Raw genomic sequence first — 18,460 nt, forward strand, 5'->3', positions numbered from 1 at the left:
AGCGAAGAGGTCACACCCGTTCCCATTCCGAACACGGCAGTTAAGCTCTTCAGCGCCGATGGTAGTTGGGGGTTTCCCCCTGTGAGAGTAGGACGTCGCCAAGCTTGTATTGTTCCGCAGTAGCTCAGTGGTAGAGCATTCGGCTGTTAACCGAACGGTCGTAGGTTCGAGTCCTACCTGCGGAGCCATATTGGAGAGCTGTCCGAGTGGCCGAAGGAGCACGATTGGAAATCGTGTAGACGGGTAACCCTGTCTCAAGGGTTCAAATCCCTTGCTCTCCGCCATTTAATACCTGGCCCGTTGGTCAAGCGGTTAAGACACCGCCCTTTCACGGCGGTAACACGGGTTCGATTCCCGTACGGGTCACCATTTCGATAACTTATTGGAGGATTAGCTCAGCTGGGAGAGCATCTGCCTTACAAGCAGAGGGTCGGCGGTTCGATCCCGTCATCCTCCACCATTTCTTTTAAAAAGCATCAAGTTGTTTCTTTATGAATGGAACACTTAACACGAAAACTTGAGGCATATAGTAACATTATTATTATCGCGGGGTGGAGCAGTCCGGTAGCTCGTCGGGCTCATAACCCGAAGGTCGCAGGTTCAAATCCTGTCCCCGCAATCTATGGTCCCGTGGTGTAGCGGTTAACATGCCTGCCTGTCACGCAGGAGATCGCGGGTTCGATTCCCGTCGGGACCGCCATTTTTAATTGTTTGGCTCAGTAGCTCAGTCGGTAGAGCAAAGGACTGAAAATCCTTGTGTCGGCGGTTCGATTCCGTCCTGAGCCACCATAGTAGTGCCGGTGTAGCTCAACTGGTAGAGCAACTGACTTGTAATCAGTAGGTTGGGGGTTCAAGTCCTCTTGCCGGCACCATGTTTCATCCGTGGAGGGGTAGCGAAGTGGCTAAACGCGGCGGACTGTAAATCCGCTCCTTCGGGTTCGGCAGTTCGAATCTGCCCCCCTCCACCATCTTACAGGGGTATAGTTTAAAGGTAGAACAGAGGTCTCCAAAACCTCCGGTGTGGGTTCGAGTCCTACTACCCCTGCCAATTTTATTGTTATGGCGATTGTGGCGAAGTGGTTAACGCACCTGATTGTGGTTCAGGCATTCGTGGGTTCGATTCCCATCAGTCGCCCCATTTTCAATAAAATGATGGTATAATGAATATAACATTAATGGGCTATAGCCAAGCGGTAAGGCAACGGATTTTGATTCCGTCATGCGAAGGTTCGATCCCTTCTAGCCCAGCCATATGCGAAAGTAGTTCAGTGGTAGAATACAACCTTGCCAAGGTTGGGGTCGCGGGTTCGAATCCCGTCTTTCGCTCCAAAAATGTTGGCGGCATAGCCAAGCGGTAAGGCAGAGGTCTGCAAAACCTTTATCACCGGTTCAATTCCGGTTGCCGCCTCCAACAAATTTTGCCCGAGTGGTGGAATGGCAGACACGCTGCACTCAAAATGCAGTGCCGCAAGGCGTGCCGGTTCGACCCCGGCCTCGGGTATCATACGGTCGAAGATATTAAATACAAAAAGGATCTCAACTTAATTGTTGAGGTCCTTTTTGTATTTAATAAACATGAGATTTAGATTATACGTCAGAAAGGATGTGAAATATGTCCATTCTCAATTCAGGTTATGCAATTCTTTCTTCAATAACTTAAGACATTCCCCTTACTTGTTATTTACTATGGTGATTGGATTATCAAAAATTCGAACCATAATGTTTTTATATGCGTTTAACAAAGCGTTAAACGCAATGCTCTTAGTGAACGAAACTTATTGAAATAGGTTGAAACGCTAGGTGGTTTGCCCTGAAATTTTTTAATGACATGATTAATTTGAAAAATAAAGAGTTCAGTATAGGCGTTCTTACCCATTATCCTGTAATATTATTACTAAACGTAATAACAGGGGGTTTTTTGATATGAGCATTTCTTTAAGGACTAACATAAGCACTCAAGTATTGGATGAAACATCCGTTTTAGCTGCACTGGAGTCAAATTTAGCAATGATAGAATTCAATCTAAATAGAGAAGTAATATGGGTAAATGAAAACTTTGCAATGACCTTGGGATATACAATTGGTGAAATGAAAAATATGCAGCATCATCAATTTTGTACAACGGAATTCAGGAATACCCGAGAATATGAATCATTATGGGTTACCCTCAAAAATGGAAAAAGGTTTCAAGAAAAAATTCAAAGGGTCGGTAAAACCGGGAATCTCCTATGGCTCGAAGCCACCTATATACCCATCCTAAATGAAGAAGGTAAGGTCCATGCTGTTCTTAAAATCGCAACAGATATTACAGAGCGTGAAAACAACACAATAAAAATCATTTCTCAGCTAAAAGATATGCCTGAAAAATTAGTGAATATCGTTGTTGAGAATTCCAATGAGAAAATTCAAGCAGTGGAGTCACTAAAAAAACAAACGGGTTTAATAAGTGATGTATCTAAAATCATACAAACCATCTCTTTCCAAACAAATGTATTGGCCTTAAATGCAGCGATCGAAGCAGCTCGAGTAGGGGAACAAGGTCGAGGTTTTAAAGTTGTTGCAGACGAAGTTAGAAGATTAGCAGGAAATGTTGATAAAGCCATAAAAAATATAAATTCCAATGTAGAAAATATTACTTTAGACGTAGAGAAGGTTAGTGAGATAACAGAAGATTTACAAAAAAAAATCATCGACACTCAATCCATATTCAATAAGACGATTGAAAAGTTAGAAGGGATGACTAAATAAATGAGAATGCTAGGTTTCCCTAAACTAAATATTCTTAATTTTTAAAAAATGTGGATAAAGAGAAATCATTACTTGATATCATAATGGAGTTATTGAAAATCTCTACAGATTGGCCCTCTTAGTATAGGGCTTTTTTTGTTTTCCAAGCTATGGGCTATATCAGGGCATGGGGCTGAATAGTGAATCTAGGTATTAGGGATGATACTGCTAGATTTTTCGAAAAAATCATTGACAATGATAATCATTCTCGACTATGATGATTTGGTGTGGTCCACCACATATACGGTAATGAGTAGGGAGAGAGCTTATTTTATGAGACAGAAAAAAACTTGGCTTCAAACGATGGCGGCAATTACGCTTGCCACATCTGCAATTCTACCAGTCGGTTCAATAGCTTCTGCGGAGGAGGAATCCAATACAGAGACCGATCAATTAATAGTTAAATATAAAACGAATAAAGCCGCCTTATCAAAAAAACAAATGAAAAACATAGGCGTTGAAGATGTAGAAGAGGAAAATCAACTGGGGCTGTATGATGTAAAAGCTGAAGAAGCAAATACTGCCATTACAAAGCTTGAAAAGATGGATAACGTCGAATATGTTGAGAAAAATGTTACATATCAAACCGCTGAAACTATAGATGTAAATGATACATATTATAAAAACCAATGGAACTTAAGTGCCATCGATGCACAGGGCGCATGGGAAAACGTCAAGGATAATAGCAATCTAGTAAAAGTAGCTGTGCTTGATACAGGTGTTCAAGGTACTCATGAAGACTTAGCAGGCCGTGTACTAGAGGGGAAAACATTCGTAGAAGGATATGATGCAGCGTTTCAAGGGGATGACCAAGGTCATGGTACATTCGTATCCGGGATCATTGCCGCGAATGCTAATAATGGAAAAGGGATTTCAGGTATAGCAGGTGAGAAGAATGTCCAAATACTCCCTGTTAAGGTCATGAATAAATCAGGTGTCGGGGATGCCTTCAATATTGCACAAGGTATTGATTATGCAGTTGAGCAAGGTGCTGATGTCATCAATATGAGCATAAGCGGTGAATATAGCGAAACAATAGAAAAGGCCGTAAAGAATGCCGCGGATAAAGGTATCGTGGTTGTAGCTGCTTCAGGTAACGGCGGCGGCAATGCAGATGCATCCTATCCTGCCGCTCTTCCGAATGTCTTATCGGTTGGTGCCGTTGCTACAAAAGATCAAGTGTATGAACGCTCGAATTATGGGAGCACTTTAGATATCGTGGCACCAGGCGTCAATGTTTTAAGTACTTCATTACTTGGTGATTTAGGTACGGATGCAGGCCACTACTCTACAGGTTCTGGTACATCCTATGCTGCTCCACATGTTGCTGCCGTTGCGGCGCTGTATAAGCTCAACCATCCAGAAGCGACTTCGAGTCAAGTCGAGGAAGCACTAACATCAACGGCAATCGATTTGAACGAAGAGGGCTGGGATGAGAAAACGGGCCATGGTAAGCTAAATGCGAAAGCCGCGTTAGCGGATGATGTGGAAACTCCCTCATTAGCATTCGTCTTACCGAAAAAGAATGCGAATGTCGTTGGCACCACGACTGTACAAGTAGCGATTAATGATGCGAATACAAGTAAGACTATTTTCTATACAGACGAAGTAAACGATGGAAATGTCATCGGTGAGGTAAAGACAGCGAGTCAAACCTCGGTGCAATTCAAATGGGATACGACTAAGGTGGCAGACGGGTCACATCAGGTAATTGCCGTTGCACTCGATTCGAATGGTAAAGAACTGTCCCGTACTCAAACATCGGTGAAGGTAGTGAATGCCCCGCAATCAGGCTACATGTTCACGGTTACGACACCAAGCGGTACGATTGCAAAAGGTGCATCCGTTAAACTGTATGAAAAAGTGGAACAAGAGGATGACACAAATGCTTATGGCTACAATGAATTGTGGGCAGGCACGACAGATACGGAAGGAGCCGTTCGTGTTCCGAGCCATGTGGGTACGGATTTGAAAAACTTACAAGTTGTTGTCCAAGGGAAATTCGATACGGCAAAAGGTAACTCGTGGTTCATGTATTCACGTGAGGTGGCTTCATCAGGAACGATTACGTTAAAAAGTGAAAATACCGTTCCAGTCGCATTGAATACGGTGGATGAAGAAGGAAAAGGTTTGCCAGGTGCACAATACTTCATCGCCATGAAAGATGCAAAGGATATGACATTAGGTTCAACGACAATGATTAATGAGGAAGGTGCGAAAGAGGCACCGACTGTCTATTTAGATAAGGGCGCATATAACATTTTCTCCTACCATAAGGCCGAGGGGAAAACGTACTTCCTATCAAATACAGCAGCCCAAGTAGGGAACGATACGAAGACTTTGAATTTTGACAGCCGTGAAGCTGGGGAAGTGGCCATTGATAATCGTGATAAGGGACTGGAAAATGGCGTGTTGTATTTATATAATGATGCCATTTCAGAAGCAATCGGTTCAGACGAAGTCATCACTGGTCAAAAATTCTTTGTCACACCGGGTGACTACGATTATATGGTTGATGCGGAAGTGAAGGATCCGGATGGCGGGGAAAACTGGGTTTACGTCCTTGCGAATGATAAAACAAAAGCCGTCATCAAAAAAAATAAAAAGACGGTGATTAAAGCCGGTGGTTCAATCGATATTACAAAATTTGAACCGGATCAAGAATCACTTAAAAATTACTACAAGCAACGGGGCTTAACGTACATTGAACGTCCTTATCCAAATATTGCGTATAAACTAGATAGAGCATTTTACACGAAGCAAACATTTGGTGATGATTACGGCAATAAATTAGCGGGCATGTACCGAGGCTCCCTACATTCAGAAGATGCTTTGTATAAAAAAGATGTGAATACAGGAAAAACCGTGACCACTGTGGATGACGAAGCACAAATCGAAACGATTAACTTCGGTGACATCTATTCGAAGTACAAAGTTATGAGACTATCTGATAATAAAGTGATGCTTGATAGCCATGCGAAGAACGCAACAAACCCAGCCAACCGCCAATATTATTTCTATTCTTTCTGGGTGACGAGCAGTTCGGACGTGACGGAAGGGAAATATGAAATTTCACTGACGTTGGATGAAAATCCTTTAGCGAAAAAGGGCTTATACAAGGCAATCCATATTGACATGCAGGATTCAGGCACGACGATGCAGGTGAAAAATGAAAAAGGAGATAATGTTCCATCATACATTACGATCAATCGTTTAGAGAAAACGGAAGATGGCGATTCGGAATGGGTTCAATCTCTGGGTCAGAATACGGATACGACGAAAAGCTTATCATTACCAAGCAATCTCGAATTAAGCGATGAAGAAAATGGTAACATGGCGATTATTCGTTACACACAGCCATCAGGTGAATACTCGTATATATTCCGCCAGTTCACCAGTTTAGATGAATTAAAGAACATCTCCATTCCGGATAATATGCAAAAGGTTGCGGTGACGGCGATGGATGGGGACAAAAAGCTTGATGGTGTCTCTACAAGACTTTGGATGATTAAAAAGCCTGTTACAATAGGTGGTCAAGCAACCTATGTAACGGCGAATAATTTACAAAATTATAAGTATGATTCAATTTATCTAGAACCAGGAAACTTCGTCATGGAAGGGAACTATGTTTCATTACCGGATGAAAACAACCAGAAGGCCAACTATTATTTCCTTGAACCAACAGTACAAGTGAAAGATGGCCAAACGAATACAGTGGTTTTCGATAAAGAGAAATTAGCCCAAGTGAAGGTCTCAGCTGACGCAACAGGCTACAGCGATGTACGAGGGGCCATTATTTATCCGTACAACGAATATAGTCAGTCCTTTATAAAAACATTACGCGTTGGTCATACCTTTTATGTACCGTCCAACTTAAAAATGGATTTACAAGTTCAACTAGGTCTTGGCGACAATGAATCAGCGAATATCATTTGGAACTACTTCCTATCAAAAGGTGAACAAACATTCCAAAAAGGGCAGAAAGTCCAGTGGCAGGTTGGAGGCGACTTCAAGGCTAATATTACCCTCTCAAAAACAAAACTGCTTCAGGGAGACAAGCTTTCCGGTCATACATCCATAAACGATGCATATGGGAATGCCGTATCATCGGTATTAGTCAATCAGTCGACTGACTTCAGCATAGCTGACGATGCACTCATTGCCTATGAAAAACAAGCGAACGGGCAAATTGTTGAAAAAGCAGTGAAGAGCGACTATACGATTAGTCATGGTGGAACAACGGCTTCAGCTTCAAGTGTCAAGCCTGTACTGCGTATTTACGATAAAGCGGATAATAAGGTATTCGAAGACGCCAGTCTGGAATATTACGGACATATCGATGATAAGGATATATCTTTGAAGGAAGGTCAATATCGTGCAGAATTAGCACTGGCCGCAAGTCCTAAAGGACCAATCGCATCAGCGAAGAATACGGGTCTATTCCAAATCGGTAAAGATGCGGAGATCGTAGCACCGGTTCCGGGCATCAAAGAGGAAGTAAAGGTACCGACTATCTCACCGGTCACCGACCAAACAACCGTGGTAAAAGGAAAAACGACGCCTAAAGCGGTTGTGACCTTAAAAAATGGTAAAAAGAATATCAAATCCGCAAAAGCGGATAAAAATGGGCAATACACAATGAAGATTTCCAAGCAAAAAGCGGGTACGAAGTTATCTCTTTCTGCGACACTAAAAGGCTATAAGGCTAGTAAAGTAAAAACGATTACCGTGCTCGACCGCACTGCGCCAACCGTAAAGGTAAAGCCCATTACAGTTACAGATAAAACGATGGCTATCACGATCGTTACCGAAAAAAATGTGACGATGACATTCACAGCAAAAGGAATGACGTATACTAAGCCTGTTTATAAAAATGGCAAGTATACATTGAAAATCGCTAAACTCCCTGCCAAGACGAAATGGACATTGATCGTCAAGGACAAAGCCGGGAATAAAACGAAGAAAACAGGCGTTGTATTAGACCGAACTGCTCCAAAAGCAGCAACTGTGGAAAAAGTGACAACGACAACTACTGTCGTAAAGGGAAAAGCGGAGAAAAAAGCAACGGTCACCATATATAAAGGAAAAGAAAAAGTAGCATCGGGTAAAGTCAATGCGAAAGGTGCATTCTCAATCAAGGTGCCAAAGCAAAAAGCCAATACGATATTGCATGTTGTCGTCCAGGATGAAGCGAAAAATAAGTCAAAAGTGGCGAAAGTGAAAGTTGGGAAATAACTACGAATCAACCTCCGATATAGGAATATCGGAGGTTGATTTTTTTTAGCTGTAAACGATTTGGGGTTAAGCGGATTGGATTTCTTATAATTCAAATGAAGATCATGGAGTCCTATCAACATACTGAGAAGAAACAAATATCTGGTAGGCTCGTACTATCACTTATTTCTTATTAATTAGTTTACTGGCTTCGCCTTGCTGATTTACGGGAATATCTTTTCCGACTGTGACACGGCGTACAACGCGTTGGTCTTCGTAGTCTGCTATTGCGTAATGTTGAGTGGCCAAGTTATCCCAGATTACGACATCCCCTTCAGTCCACTGCCAGCGTACGGTGTTTTCCAAGCGCGTGACGTAAGAATCAAAGATGCTTAGTAGTCTTTCGGATTCGCTTGTGGAATAGCCTTCGATCCTGCCTGCAAATCCTCCTAGTAACAGATGTTTTTTACCTGTTTCGGAGTGCACATGAACTACGGGATGTCTTGTTTTATAAACGGTCGATGCAAATACGGCACGATAGTTCTTTTTCACTTCATCATCAATCGTTTCACTTGGTTTGAATTGTGCATAATCATATTCATTTGTATGAATACCCCATGCTTCATCTGCAAGCTTTTGCAAACCTACCGGAAGGTCTTCATATGCTTGATTCGTATTCGCCCAAACCGTGTCTCCACCCACATTTGGAATGGTGACGCCTCTTAGAATGGAGTATTTGGGAACTTCGGGAACGAACGTGACGTCAGTATGCCAATGGTTGGCTTTGGCACCTTGTTCGGAATCGAGCTCGAAGATATAGTTGGTCTTGTCTTTTACGGGTACGGTTGGATGTGCGTAGGGTTCACCCAATAGACTGGAAAATGCTTCTTGGCCTGCATCGTCTAAGTGGTGTTGCCCTCTGAAGAAAACCACTTTATGCTCGTTCAGTGCTTGCTTGATTTCGTTAAAAATAGCCGGGTCCAGGTCTCCGCTTAATTGAACACCTTGAATCTCCGCTCCGATTCTTCCTGCTACTGGTACCACTTTCACTTGTTTTGTCTTAACTTCAGTCATACTATATTCCTCCTCTATTTTTGAAATGAATGTCTCCTTGATATAACCTTATCAACTAAAAATATGATAAAGTGGGGGACTACTGGAAAAAAACCACTACGCTCTATCGCTGCATGATGTTTCAGAAAAATCCACTTTGAAAAATTTCTTTTTTCTTTCCACTAACTAGAAGTCCCGTTTTTTTAGATAGGTTGATTTTCTAGTGAGGTTTCACTGACATTTACAATACATCCCGCTAATACTAATCGAGAGACCGTACCTTTTTAACTGGTACTATTCCTTCAATAAGTCCCCTCCTTGTTTTAAATTACACTTTACCTACTCGAATAGTCGACTTTTAAGACGTAAGAAACAAAAAAGAGATCCAACAAAGAGTTTCCTCTTGTTGAATCTCTGGTAGACCAGTTGATTCCGAACGTCTAACTATATGGTCTATTCTGGAAAGTGGTTTGTGTATGAATGCATCTTACCAATGATTGGATGAGTTTGTCAATGAATTTTATATTATTCTTATAGTTTTAGTTGGAATAAATGGCAAGATCATTTTAACGTCCAATAGAAAAGGATGACCTTATGATAGCGGGTCACCCTTTGTACCTATAGTATCAATACACTCATCCCTTATATACAGGGAAATAAATAATAAAGGAAGTTCCTTTATTCACTTGGCTTTCAACGACGATTTTCCCCTTGTACTTTTGGGCAATGGTATAGCAGACTGTCAGACCGATACCGGTTCCTCTATCTTTCAGTGAATAAAAGGGGGTGCCGATTATTTCAAGCTGTTCTTTGGATAGACCGACGCCTGTGTCGGTTATTTTGATTTTTGCCATGTCTCGTTCCTGACTGGTCTCGACGATGATAAATCCTGGATTGTTCATGGATTCAATGCCATTTTTCATAATGTTGACCAGTAGTTGCTTGAGCTCAATGGGATTGATCTTGATGATTAAATCTTCCTTGAATCGTAGTTGGAATCCTATATTACGATTGTTTGCAAAGCTGGTCAAAAGGTCAGAGGTCTTCTGGATTTCCTGATTCAGCTGGATGACCTCAATATTATCGGTATGGGGTTTTGCCAATGATAGATAGTCATTGATAATGACCTGTGTGAATTCCAGTTCGGTAAGCATCGTTTGTACGTAGAATTTTTCCGTTTTGCTCAATTCCTTTTCTTGATCCAATAGCTGGGCAAATCCCTTTACGACCGTAATTGGGTTTCGAATCTCGTGGGCGATGGTGGCAGCAAGCTGACCGACCGAATCCAATTGCTTGGCTTGTTGTAATTCGGTATGAAAGGCATTTATGGAATTCATCCTGTTGTTCGTACTGATGAACACAAAGGCCAAGATGATCTGGATTGCGATGAAATTCAAGATATTTCCGAAACTATCAAGAGAGACGTACTTATATGTATATTGTAAATCTGTATGAGAAATAAGATGGATGGAAATTGGACCAAGTATGGCATTTGATGCAGCTACAATGTAAAATCCGATTTTATCAAATAAAAATATGGGGATTAAGGGTGCCATGGCAAACATGGCCATCATGATGGCGGTATCTGGATACAACCAGAATTTCAGGTATAGGTAAATCGTGATGAGTAGAATGAAAATCGTTTTCCATTTGTTTTCGTCTTTTTTTATGAAAAAAAACAAAGATAGTATGATGGCGGATATCAAGAAAACTTGTATAGCCATATCGATAGGGTCATGTTTCCAGCTTATTGGCGATACGGAAATGCCCACCACTAGTAATAAAGACAACACAATCATGAAACTCTTAAGAATGAATCGTTGTTGGTTTTGAAAATACTGATGGTTTTTTAACATACATCACCTTATTCTAAAAATTCTATTTAATTAATAGTAATCTTTTCCTGGTTCTTTGTAAATCAGAAAAGATAGGGTGTGTGTTCAGCTTTTGATTTCCTGTCTATTACTAGAGTATGAAAGGCAGGTCAGTAAGGAAGTTGTTAGGCAGCAATAGGAATAGGTAGGAATGTATGCCCTGATTGAATCGTGGAAGTTTATTTTTTTACAAAATTTTCTTTGAAAATTTGCAAATGGGGACATATTAGTAAGATGGACGGGTATAAAAAAAGTAATAAGAATCCATTAGGAGGTTGAATATGAAGGCGGTAACTTTTCAAGGTGCAAAGGATATAAAAGTAAAAGAAGTGGAGGATCCGAAATTACAGCAGAAGGATGATATCATCGTACGGGTGACATCGACGGCGATTTGTGGGTCCGATCTTCATATTTATCAGGGAGCGCTCCCGACACATAAGGATTACGTCATTGGCCATGAGCCGATGGGAATCGTGGAGGAAGTCGGACCGGAAGTCACGAAGGTAAAGAAAGGGGACAGGGTCGTCCTTCCTTTCAATATTTCGTGTGGACATTGTTATTATTGTGAACATGATATGGAAAGCCAATGTGATAATTCGAACCGTAATGAAGAAATCGATACGGGTGGATATTTCGGCTTTACGGAACGTTATGGGAACTATCCAGGCGGACAGGCTGAATATTTGCGGGTACCATACGGAAACTTCATGCCATTCGTGATCCCGGAGTCGTGTGAACTAGAGGATGAGGCGCTTCTGTTCATGTCGGACGTGCTCCCGACCGCTTATTGGAGTGTGGAGAATGCGGGTGTGAAGGAAGGCAGCACGGTCGCCATTCTAGGGTGTGGACCAATCGGTTTGATGGCCCAGAAGTTTGCCTGGATGAAAGGCGCCAAGCGTGTGATTGCCATCGATAACCTTCCCTACAGGCTGAACCGGGCAAAACAGATGAACAAGGTGGAGACGTATAATTTCGATGAGTATAATAATATGGGTGCCTATATTAAGGAAATCACTTCAGGCGGAGTGGATATCGTCATTGACTGCGTCGGAATGGACGGAAAAAAATCAACCATTGAAGCCATCGAGCAAAAACTCAAGCTTCAGGGCGGAACATTAAGTGCCATCGAGATTGCGATGAACTCAGTCAAGAAATTCGGTACGATCCAACTGACCGGTGTATACGGATCCAAATATAATATGTTCCCGCTTGGTAATTTATTCGAACGGAACATTAACCTGAAAATGGGACAAGCCCCGGTCATTCACTACATGCCGATGCTTTTTGATAAAATTACAAAAGGTGAGTTCGATCCGACAGAAATCATCTCACATAAAGTCCCGCTCGACCAAGCGAGTGCCGCTTATCAAATATTTAACGACCATGAAGATGAATGCATCAAAGTCGTGTTAAAACCATAAAAATGCTTCATGCATGCCAAAAGCCAATGCGTCTATCCATTGGCTTTTTTTTGTGCAGAGGATGAAAATACGAGTATACGAGGTCCGGTTATTCCAGTATGGTCGATATGGGAAATGGACATTTTGGTATGTTGTCTGGCAGATCGGGGCCAGGTGAGGAAGAGACTATCAACATTCACTTTTATGCTAAAGAGAAAAATGTACTGTTATTAAGAAAGAATCGCTTCGAAGGGAGATTGAATAGACGCGTCAGGGGGAGAAAATGTTATATAATAATAGCAAAAGTAAGGGGGAAAGTGAATGATAGTGAATACTGTAGCAGAATTGTGTGCAGAAGTTGAGAAGGTGTACCAGCCGTTACATGTTACATTAACGATTGACATCCTAGATAAGAGATTCGGTCCTGTAAAGGCGGAAGCGGAGATTACCGTTTGCCCCGTTGAATCCAAGGGGTATTTCGAGATCCTGGTCGAGGAACTTGAATCGGAGCATATCTATGCTGCTGAAAATGGGTCCATTTATGGCAGCTTTGGCATTGACCAAAGTATCCAGGTTTATGATGAGGTATTGAACACGGTTCCATTCGATGCATTAATCGGAACGGGAAACTGGAAAGAAAAGATGGATTCATATTTGGCGGAAGATACATTAAAGAGTCAACTTGAAACCGTGCTGAAGAATTACCAGTTCAGCGATATGAGCGGGAAATATAAATTCAGAAAAATATGCACGATAACGGACTTTCACCTTGAAAAGTGAACAAAATAATAGAGAAGGCGATGTCGCCTTCTCTTTATTCTTTAATTAATTTAAATCCATTGGTATCCAAGATATATTGAATGCCTTGCCTAAAGGAATTGAAGGGACGAAAATCGATATCTATCCGAGTTCGGAGGATCGACTGAGCAAGTTTTGGTCCGATGCCGACCACGACGGGTTCCACACCCATTAAGGACAGGGCCTTGAATATTTTATTGATACCATCCAATTCGAACATATCAAAGTCATGTTTAAACGAAGTGAAATCCAGGATGATATACTCGATTTGGTGATCTCTACAATAGTTCAGGATTTTAGATTGAATCGTTTCTAAACGGTCGGGCGTCATTTTTCCTATGATAGGCACTAAAGCCGTTGAATCGTGGACGGTTGGGATTATCGGCGTATCGATTTCCATAAGCAGTTTTTTGCCTTCCTTGATCGTTTCCTCATATTCCGTTACATCTTGCCATGAGAGGATAAAGCCTGTTCGCTTTCCACTTTCATTCAGTATTTCATCCACCATGATATTGGCACTGAATTTTTTGAAAAGAACGATTTGTGCCGAGTGTGGAAAAGGACCATCCCGAAGAATTTTTTCCTGTCGTTCCCCGTGAAAGGAACTGACGTTTAGTCCAATGAAATCATCGGGATTTGTTATTCTCACATAGGGACCGATGGTTACTAAAAGATCCCTCGCATATTGGTTAAACCAAACAATGGTATGGTCGGAATCCGTTAAAAAGATGTTTTCTTCTATTTTATCCAACAGTTGGTACGTGTTGACGTTATTTAATATATCTGACATGGAGATACCCCTTTATGCGATTTCTTATGATGCTCGCTCGCCAAAAATCGTAACAGATTGAGATGGATCTGTCTATTCTTTATCATATGTTAGCGAGAATGAATAAAGGGTAGTAAAAAGGCATAGGAGTTAAAGCCAATCCCCATGCCAAACTACATCATTTATAAACCGCCCCCGGGATTTTTATGGATGGGTTTCCGGAAGAATAGGGAGCTACTTCGTATTCCTGGAATATTAGATAAATTCCGTCTTTAGTGTAATAAAACTGGGAATGTTTGTTTACGGGAACATCACTTTGTTTATCGACAAAAAAGTCTTCATGTTTGCTCATGTATTTGTAAGCGTACTTCTGTACTTTCTTATATTTCTGTTTCGATGTGAGGATGTCGGCAATTTTCATTTGCTTGCCGGAAGATATTTTGAAATTATATGATGTTACAGCGCCGATTCCGTGTGCCCCGCCCTCATATACATAATTGTAGAGCAGGATACTTAGCTTTCCGTCTTGGTTGTACTTCACTTTATATTGGGTCGCATACATATAGTTACACGTTTTCCCATTGCACCACTCTTCATTTTTATCTTCCTTATCCGCTTGTTTCACTTTTAAATAGGATGTATAAGCTTCTTTGGCATGTTTAGTGAATGTTCGGTTGATTTTTTCCTGGGCTGTTTTACTTTTTAGTCCGGATACTTGAGGATACGATAAGTCACTGATACTTTTATACTTCTTCTTGGTAATCTTCACGGGGCTGAACGCTAAATATTTAGTAGATACATAGGATTTTTTGTCTTTGTAACGAATTTCCGACCATCCCGATTTGGTTCTGGAATAGACGGTCACTGATTTTCCTTTCTTTAGGGAGCCGACTTTTTTATAGTTGGTCCCAGGACCGCTCCTGACGGTCAAATCACTGTTCTTCGTATTGACCAAGGCATTTTCGGTAGTGGCAGCGGAAGCAGAGTCAGTTGATAGCAGAAAGTATGAAATAGTTGAAAAAGCTAGTATGGTAGCGAGGACGATTTTTGAGAGGTTTTTGATTGGCCACATGCGCATTCCTCCTAGTGCTATATTTTTACAGTTCCATTATATAAGGGTATTGATTAACTAGATAGTGTTATTTACGTATCAATTATATTACACAGATAATGAGGGGAATAGGATGAAAATTGGACTTGTACGACATTTTAAGGTCAATCATGATTTTCCAACCGGAAAGTATGTGACGGCCGATTTCATGGACCAATGGTTCAAGGATTATGATGAAGCGGATATTGTTTATGGGGAAACTCCACTATTGGATGTGGAGTGGAAGGCTTGCTACACAAGCGATATGTCGAGGGCACTGAAGACCGCCGAGCATATTTATCCCGATAAAATCATTCAAATGAAGGAACTGCGTGAAATTCCTTCGCCCCCTCTTAAAGGGAAAGTGAAACTGCCCTTCATTCTATGGGCCATCTGGATTCGGTGCTCCTCATTCTTGAACAAGCAAACGAGACTGGAAATCAAGAAAGCTGAAAAGCGGATCAATCAAGCACTGGATCAAATCTTGGCAAATGGGGAGCAAGATACCCTGATCGTGAGTCATGCGGCTCTCATGGTGTATATAAGGAAAGAGTTGATCCGAAGGGGGTTCTCTGGTCCGAAGTATGCAGTCGCCAGCAATGGGAGGTTATATATGTTCGAAAAGGTCCCCTTTCCTAAATAAGTGGAAAATAGTTTGTAAGGGGCCACAATGATAGTGGTATGGGTGGTTTGTATCCGTGTAAGTAATGCGAAAATCTTTTTATTATTCCAGAAAAAGATGTAGGTAATTTCCCCAATAGTTATTCTTTTTCCAACCGTTGTGGTTTATTATTGTAATAGTGCAATTTTTTCGAATATAACGAATGGAAAAGAGGGTGAACGTCTTGGTGAAAGCTATATTTTTTGATTTGGATGATACATTACTCTGGGATCAGAAAAGTGTGAAAGAAGCTTTTGTAGCAACATGTGAAGTGGCAAAGGCGAAGTATGACGTGAATATTGGCGAGTTTGAGGAAGCGGTGCGCAAGGAAGCACGTGAGCTTTATTCTTCTTATGATACATACGAGTTTACGAAAATGATTGGAATCAATCCTTTCGAAGGGCTTTGGGGAGATTTTCAGGATGACCATGATGAGTTCCGGAAAATGGCCAAGATTGTGCCGACATACCGGAAAGAGGCATGGACCAGAGGGTTGAAGGCCCTAGGTATTGATGATCCGGCATTCGGGGCGGAACTTGCAGAACGCTTTCCGGCTGAGAGACGGAAAAAGCCGTTCATCTATGAAGAGTCCTTCCGCGTGTTGGATGAGTTAAAAGGAAAGTACAAATTGTTATTGCTGACGAATGGTTCACCCCAGCTTCAAAATACGAAGCTTGAAATCACGCCTGAACTTGTCCCATATTTTGATCAGATTGTCATTTCCGGTGCGTTTGGACGCGGAAAACCGGATGCTTCCATTTTTGAGCATGCACTTGAACTCATGAATCTTGATAAGGATGAAGTGCTCATGGTCGGTGATAATTTAATGACGGATATTCTTGGTGCCACACGTGCCGGCATTCAGTCGGTATGGATCAATCGTCATGACAAGGAACGGAATGAAGTCATCCCTTCCTATGAAATCAAACATCTAGAAGAACTATATCCCATTCTTGAGGGGTTAAAAGAATAAAACAGAAATCCCCCTTTATTCGGGGGATTCATTTTATTTCGTTTTATTAAAATGGAGGGGTGGCGGGACCAACCATCCTTTTTTCTTGTTCAAATGAAGGAATTTGGCACCCATAGCTGCATGTTCAGCATGGAATTGTTCGAACATCCCTGCAATATCCTCCCGTATGGATTGGGCTATCATATTGCTGCAAGCTATTAAACCGGCTGCAATATCCATGGATATGGAAGCGGCGATTTCCGGGTCCTGAAAGCGGGCGCCAACGGGGATTTCATCAATATCGACTTTTGATCGATCAGGTGGCGTTGGCGGTAATCCGATACCATTTTCCTTCAATAGTGCTTCCACTTCGGCGATTTCCTGTTTCCCTCGTTCGATTTTTTCTTAAATCAATTTACGCAGATCTTCATCACCAGCATGGTTGAGCAAGGTTTGATGACAAGCGACACAGCCCTTTGTCGTTACTAAATAGGTCCACGTTCCAAATACTTCTCCATAGTGCATCGGTTCTTCTTTTGGATTTCCACTTAATATTCCCATCGTCAACCTCCTTATGAAATAGGCAATCATATTGTAATGTACCCCGATATCAAACCGTTATTCATCGCAACGAAGAACGATATATCAATGAGAAATTTGGTCAATGGAAGGGAACAGGCATGAATATTCCCTATCGGTTTACCCATACTAATATTGGTTCCAACATCATACAAGGAGGGGATGTAAGTGCAAAATCAAAATCAACAACAGGGTCAAACACATCAAAATATGCAAACAGGCGCGGTACCTCCGCAAATGAATCATGGTGGTCATGAACTATTTGATGCACACGAAGTGCTAGCGGGGACGATTAGTGTTTTGGATACCTATATGTTGCTCCGTCAACATGTACAGGACCCAGAATTATTGGATATCCTTGATCGTCAATATCAGTTCATCCAACAGGAATATAATACTTCCTTAGAGGCTTTCCAGACGGGGCAAAAACCTTCCGTCCCAACCCAAACCTACAATATGAATCAAGGCAATGATTTTATTTATGGCCTAAAACCATCGAAGCCGAAGAAACCTTACCAATCGGTGTCAGAGATTAATGATCAAGGAATTTCGGGCTTGATGCTAGGGGCTTTGAAATCCAGTGCAACGTTAAAAGCCATGTCCGCACTTGAGATGACAAATCCAGTACTGCGTCGGGTCATCGCTGATTCCGTTCCGAATTGCATAGAGATGGCCTATGAGATTTCGCTTTATCAAAACAAACATCATTATTACCAAGTACCACAGCTTCAACAGCAGGATATGCAACAAATGATAAACTCATTTGCTCCTGCAAGCGGGAATCCAACCAATACCAACAACAATATGACCCATTGATCGGACCATAATCATTAAAGAAGGCGAGCATGCAATATGCTCGCCTTTCCTTGTTTCGATTGTTATTGTTTGAGCTGGTTCAAATCATCAATGCACGTTTGGATGAGCGTGACTGCCTGGCTCATCGCTGCACCACCACCAAATGCAACGGTTACGCCTATTGTTTCAAGTATTTCCTGTTCCGAGCAACCTTGATCGAGGCAGCCTTTCGTATGATAGATTATGCAATATTCATCCTGGGAATATAAGCTTATCCCTAAAGCTATCAGTTGTTTCTGCTTCTTCGATAAGGTGCCTTCTTTAAAGCATTCTTCCGTTAAAGAATTGAACTTTGTTGCAAGTTCAGGCATCTTTTCCGTAAAAGAGCCAATTCCAGCTTTATATTCATGAAGAGCGGCTTCTGTCGTGTTCTTCGTTTCATATTCCAAGTTCCATTCAGCTCCATCCCTAATATTCTTTTCCTAGAA

General features: G+C 41.6%; 12 protein-coding genes, 15 tRNA genes, 1 rRNA gene and 1 pseudogene. 23 read left to right on the plus strand and 6 right to left on the minus strand.

Annotated elements, in window-relative coordinates; genetic code table 11:
* The 18 genes from rrf to ACQKIC_RS17375 form a co-directional block, all read left to right on the plus strand.
* A 5S ribosomal RNA gene (gene rrf, locus ACQKIC_RS17290) occupies positions 1-104 on the plus strand; the annotation flags it as partial.
* Positions 105-113: 9 nt separating this feature from the next.
* Positions 114-188, plus strand: a tRNA-Asn gene (locus tag ACQKIC_RS17295).
* A 4-nt stretch (positions 189-192) separates the two neighbouring features.
* Positions 193-284: transfer RNA gene (locus ACQKIC_RS17300), tRNA-Ser, on the plus strand.
* A gap of 10 nt (positions 285-294) precedes the next feature.
* Positions 295-369: transfer RNA gene (locus ACQKIC_RS17305), tRNA-Glu, on the plus strand.
* A gap of 15 nt (positions 370-384) precedes the next feature.
* Positions 385-460, plus strand: a tRNA-Val gene (locus ACQKIC_RS17310).
* Between the two features lie 85 nt (positions 461-545).
* Positions 546-619: transfer RNA gene (locus tag ACQKIC_RS17315), tRNA-Met, on the plus strand.
* Between the two features lie 5 nt (positions 620-624).
* Positions 625-700 (plus strand) — tRNA-Asp (locus tag ACQKIC_RS17320).
* Between the two features lie 13 nt (positions 701-713).
* Positions 714-789: transfer RNA gene (locus tag ACQKIC_RS17325), tRNA-Phe, on the plus strand.
* A gap of 7 nt (positions 790-796) precedes the next feature.
* A tRNA-Thr gene (locus ACQKIC_RS17330) sits at positions 797-872 on the plus strand.
* A gap of 12 nt (positions 873-884) precedes the next feature.
* A tRNA-Tyr gene (locus tag ACQKIC_RS17335) sits at positions 885-968 on the plus strand.
* A 6-nt stretch (positions 969-974) separates the two neighbouring features.
* Positions 975-1,048: transfer RNA gene (locus ACQKIC_RS17340), tRNA-Trp, on the plus strand.
* A 14-nt stretch (positions 1,049-1,062) separates the two neighbouring features.
* A tRNA-His gene (locus ACQKIC_RS17345) sits at positions 1,063-1,138 on the plus strand.
* 38 nt (positions 1,139-1,176) lie between these two features.
* A tRNA-Gln gene (locus ACQKIC_RS17350) sits at positions 1,177-1,251 on the plus strand.
* Positions 1,252-1,254: 3 nt separating this feature from the next.
* A tRNA-Gly gene (locus tag ACQKIC_RS17355) sits at positions 1,255-1,329 on the plus strand.
* 8 nt (positions 1,330-1,337) lie between these two features.
* A tRNA-Cys gene (locus ACQKIC_RS17360) sits at positions 1,338-1,411 on the plus strand.
* A 9-nt stretch (positions 1,412-1,420) separates the two neighbouring features.
* Positions 1,421-1,501 (plus strand) — tRNA-Leu (locus ACQKIC_RS17365).
* A gap of 422 nt (positions 1,502-1,923) precedes the next feature.
* A complete protein-coding gene (locus ACQKIC_RS17370; protein WP_402990773.1) occupies positions 1,924-2,748 on the plus strand; it encodes a methyl-accepting chemotaxis protein in 825 nt (274 codons plus the stop codon).
* A 312-nt stretch (positions 2,749-3,060) separates the two neighbouring features.
* On the plus strand, positions 3,061-8,022 hold the full coding sequence (locus ACQKIC_RS17375; protein ID WP_427592035.1) for a S8 family serine peptidase: 4,962 nt from the start codon (positions 3,061-3,063) through the stop codon (positions 8,020-8,022).
* Positions 8,023-8,184: 162 nt separating this feature from the next.
* Here the strand turns inward: ACQKIC_RS17375 and ACQKIC_RS17380 are convergent, their stop codons facing one another.
* Entirely contained in the window at positions 8,185-9,075 is an 891-nt protein-coding gene (locus tag ACQKIC_RS17380) for a TauD/TfdA dioxygenase family protein (protein WP_427592036.1), read from the minus strand.
* A 614-nt stretch (positions 9,076-9,689) separates the two neighbouring features.
* Positions 9,690-10,910, minus strand: a complete 1,221-nt coding sequence (locus ACQKIC_RS17385) for an ATP-binding protein (protein ID WP_427668716.1) — start codon at positions 10,908-10,910, stop codon at positions 9,690-9,692.
* A gap of 299 nt (positions 10,911-11,209) precedes the next feature.
* On the opposite strand from ACQKIC_RS17385, the gene ACQKIC_RS17390 reads away from it, so the two are divergent.
* Positions 11,210-12,349: a zinc-dependent alcohol dehydrogenase gene (locus ACQKIC_RS17390; RefSeq protein WP_402867468.1), complete on the plus strand. Its 1,140-nt coding sequence runs from the start codon at positions 11,210-11,212 to the stop codon at positions 12,347-12,349.
* A gap of 300 nt (positions 12,350-12,649) precedes the next feature.
* Positions 12,650-13,108: a hypothetical protein gene (locus ACQKIC_RS17395; protein WP_402867469.1), complete on the plus strand. Its 459-nt coding sequence runs from the start codon at positions 12,650-12,652 to the stop codon at positions 13,106-13,108.
* Positions 13,109-13,142: 34 nt separating this feature from the next.
* Here the strand turns inward: ACQKIC_RS17395 and ACQKIC_RS17400 are convergent, their stop codons facing one another.
* Both ACQKIC_RS17400 and ACQKIC_RS17405 read right to left on the minus strand, forming a co-directional pair.
* A complete protein-coding gene (locus ACQKIC_RS17400) occupies positions 13,143-13,916 on the minus strand; it encodes an STAS domain-containing protein (RefSeq protein WP_402955170.1) in 774 nt (257 codons plus the stop codon).
* Positions 13,917-14,073: 157 nt separating this feature from the next.
* On the minus strand, positions 14,074-14,967 hold the full coding sequence (locus tag ACQKIC_RS17405; RefSeq protein WP_427592038.1) for a PdaC/SigV domain-containing protein: 894 nt from the start codon (positions 14,965-14,967) through the stop codon (positions 14,074-14,076).
* A gap of 112 nt (positions 14,968-15,079) precedes the next feature.
* Here ACQKIC_RS17405 and ACQKIC_RS17410 point away from each other — a divergent pair, with 112 nt between their 5' ends.
* Both ACQKIC_RS17410 and ACQKIC_RS17415 read left to right on the plus strand, forming a co-directional pair.
* Complete coding sequence (locus ACQKIC_RS17410) at positions 15,080-15,628, plus strand: histidine phosphatase family protein (protein ID WP_402867472.1); 549 nt, start codon at positions 15,080-15,082, stop codon at positions 15,626-15,628.
* A 202-nt stretch (positions 15,629-15,830) separates the two neighbouring features.
* The gene (locus tag ACQKIC_RS17415) at positions 15,831-16,619 is read left to right on the plus strand and encodes an HAD family hydrolase (protein WP_402867473.1); all 789 of its coding nucleotides are present in this window, start codon (positions 15,831-15,833) and stop codon (positions 16,617-16,619) included.
* Between the two features lie 33 nt (positions 16,620-16,652).
* On the opposite strand, the pseudogene ACQKIC_RS17420 reads toward ACQKIC_RS17415, so the two are convergent.
* Positions 16,653-17,159: pseudogene (locus tag ACQKIC_RS17420) on the minus strand (DUF3231 family protein).
* A 228-nt stretch (positions 17,160-17,387) separates the two neighbouring features.
* Here ACQKIC_RS17420 and ACQKIC_RS17425 point away from each other — a divergent pair.
* Positions 17,388-17,993 carry a spore coat protein gene (locus ACQKIC_RS17425; RefSeq protein WP_402868498.1) on the plus strand — a complete coding sequence of 202 codons (606 nt, stop codon included), beginning with the start codon at positions 17,388-17,390 and terminating at the stop codon, positions 17,991-17,993.
* A gap of 62 nt (positions 17,994-18,055) precedes the next feature.
* On the opposite strand, the gene ACQKIC_RS17430 is transcribed toward ACQKIC_RS17425, so the two are convergent.
* Positions 18,056-18,421: a carboxymuconolactone decarboxylase family protein gene (locus ACQKIC_RS17430; protein WP_402867474.1), complete on the minus strand. Its 366-nt coding sequence runs from the start codon at positions 18,419-18,421 to the stop codon at positions 18,056-18,058.
* Between the last annotated feature and the right edge of the window lie 39 nt (positions 18,422-18,460).

It is taken from the genome of Peribacillus sp. NPDC046944 (assembly GCF_050272735.1).
Lineage (GTDB): Bacteria > Bacillota > Bacilli > Bacillales > DSM-1321 > Peribacillus.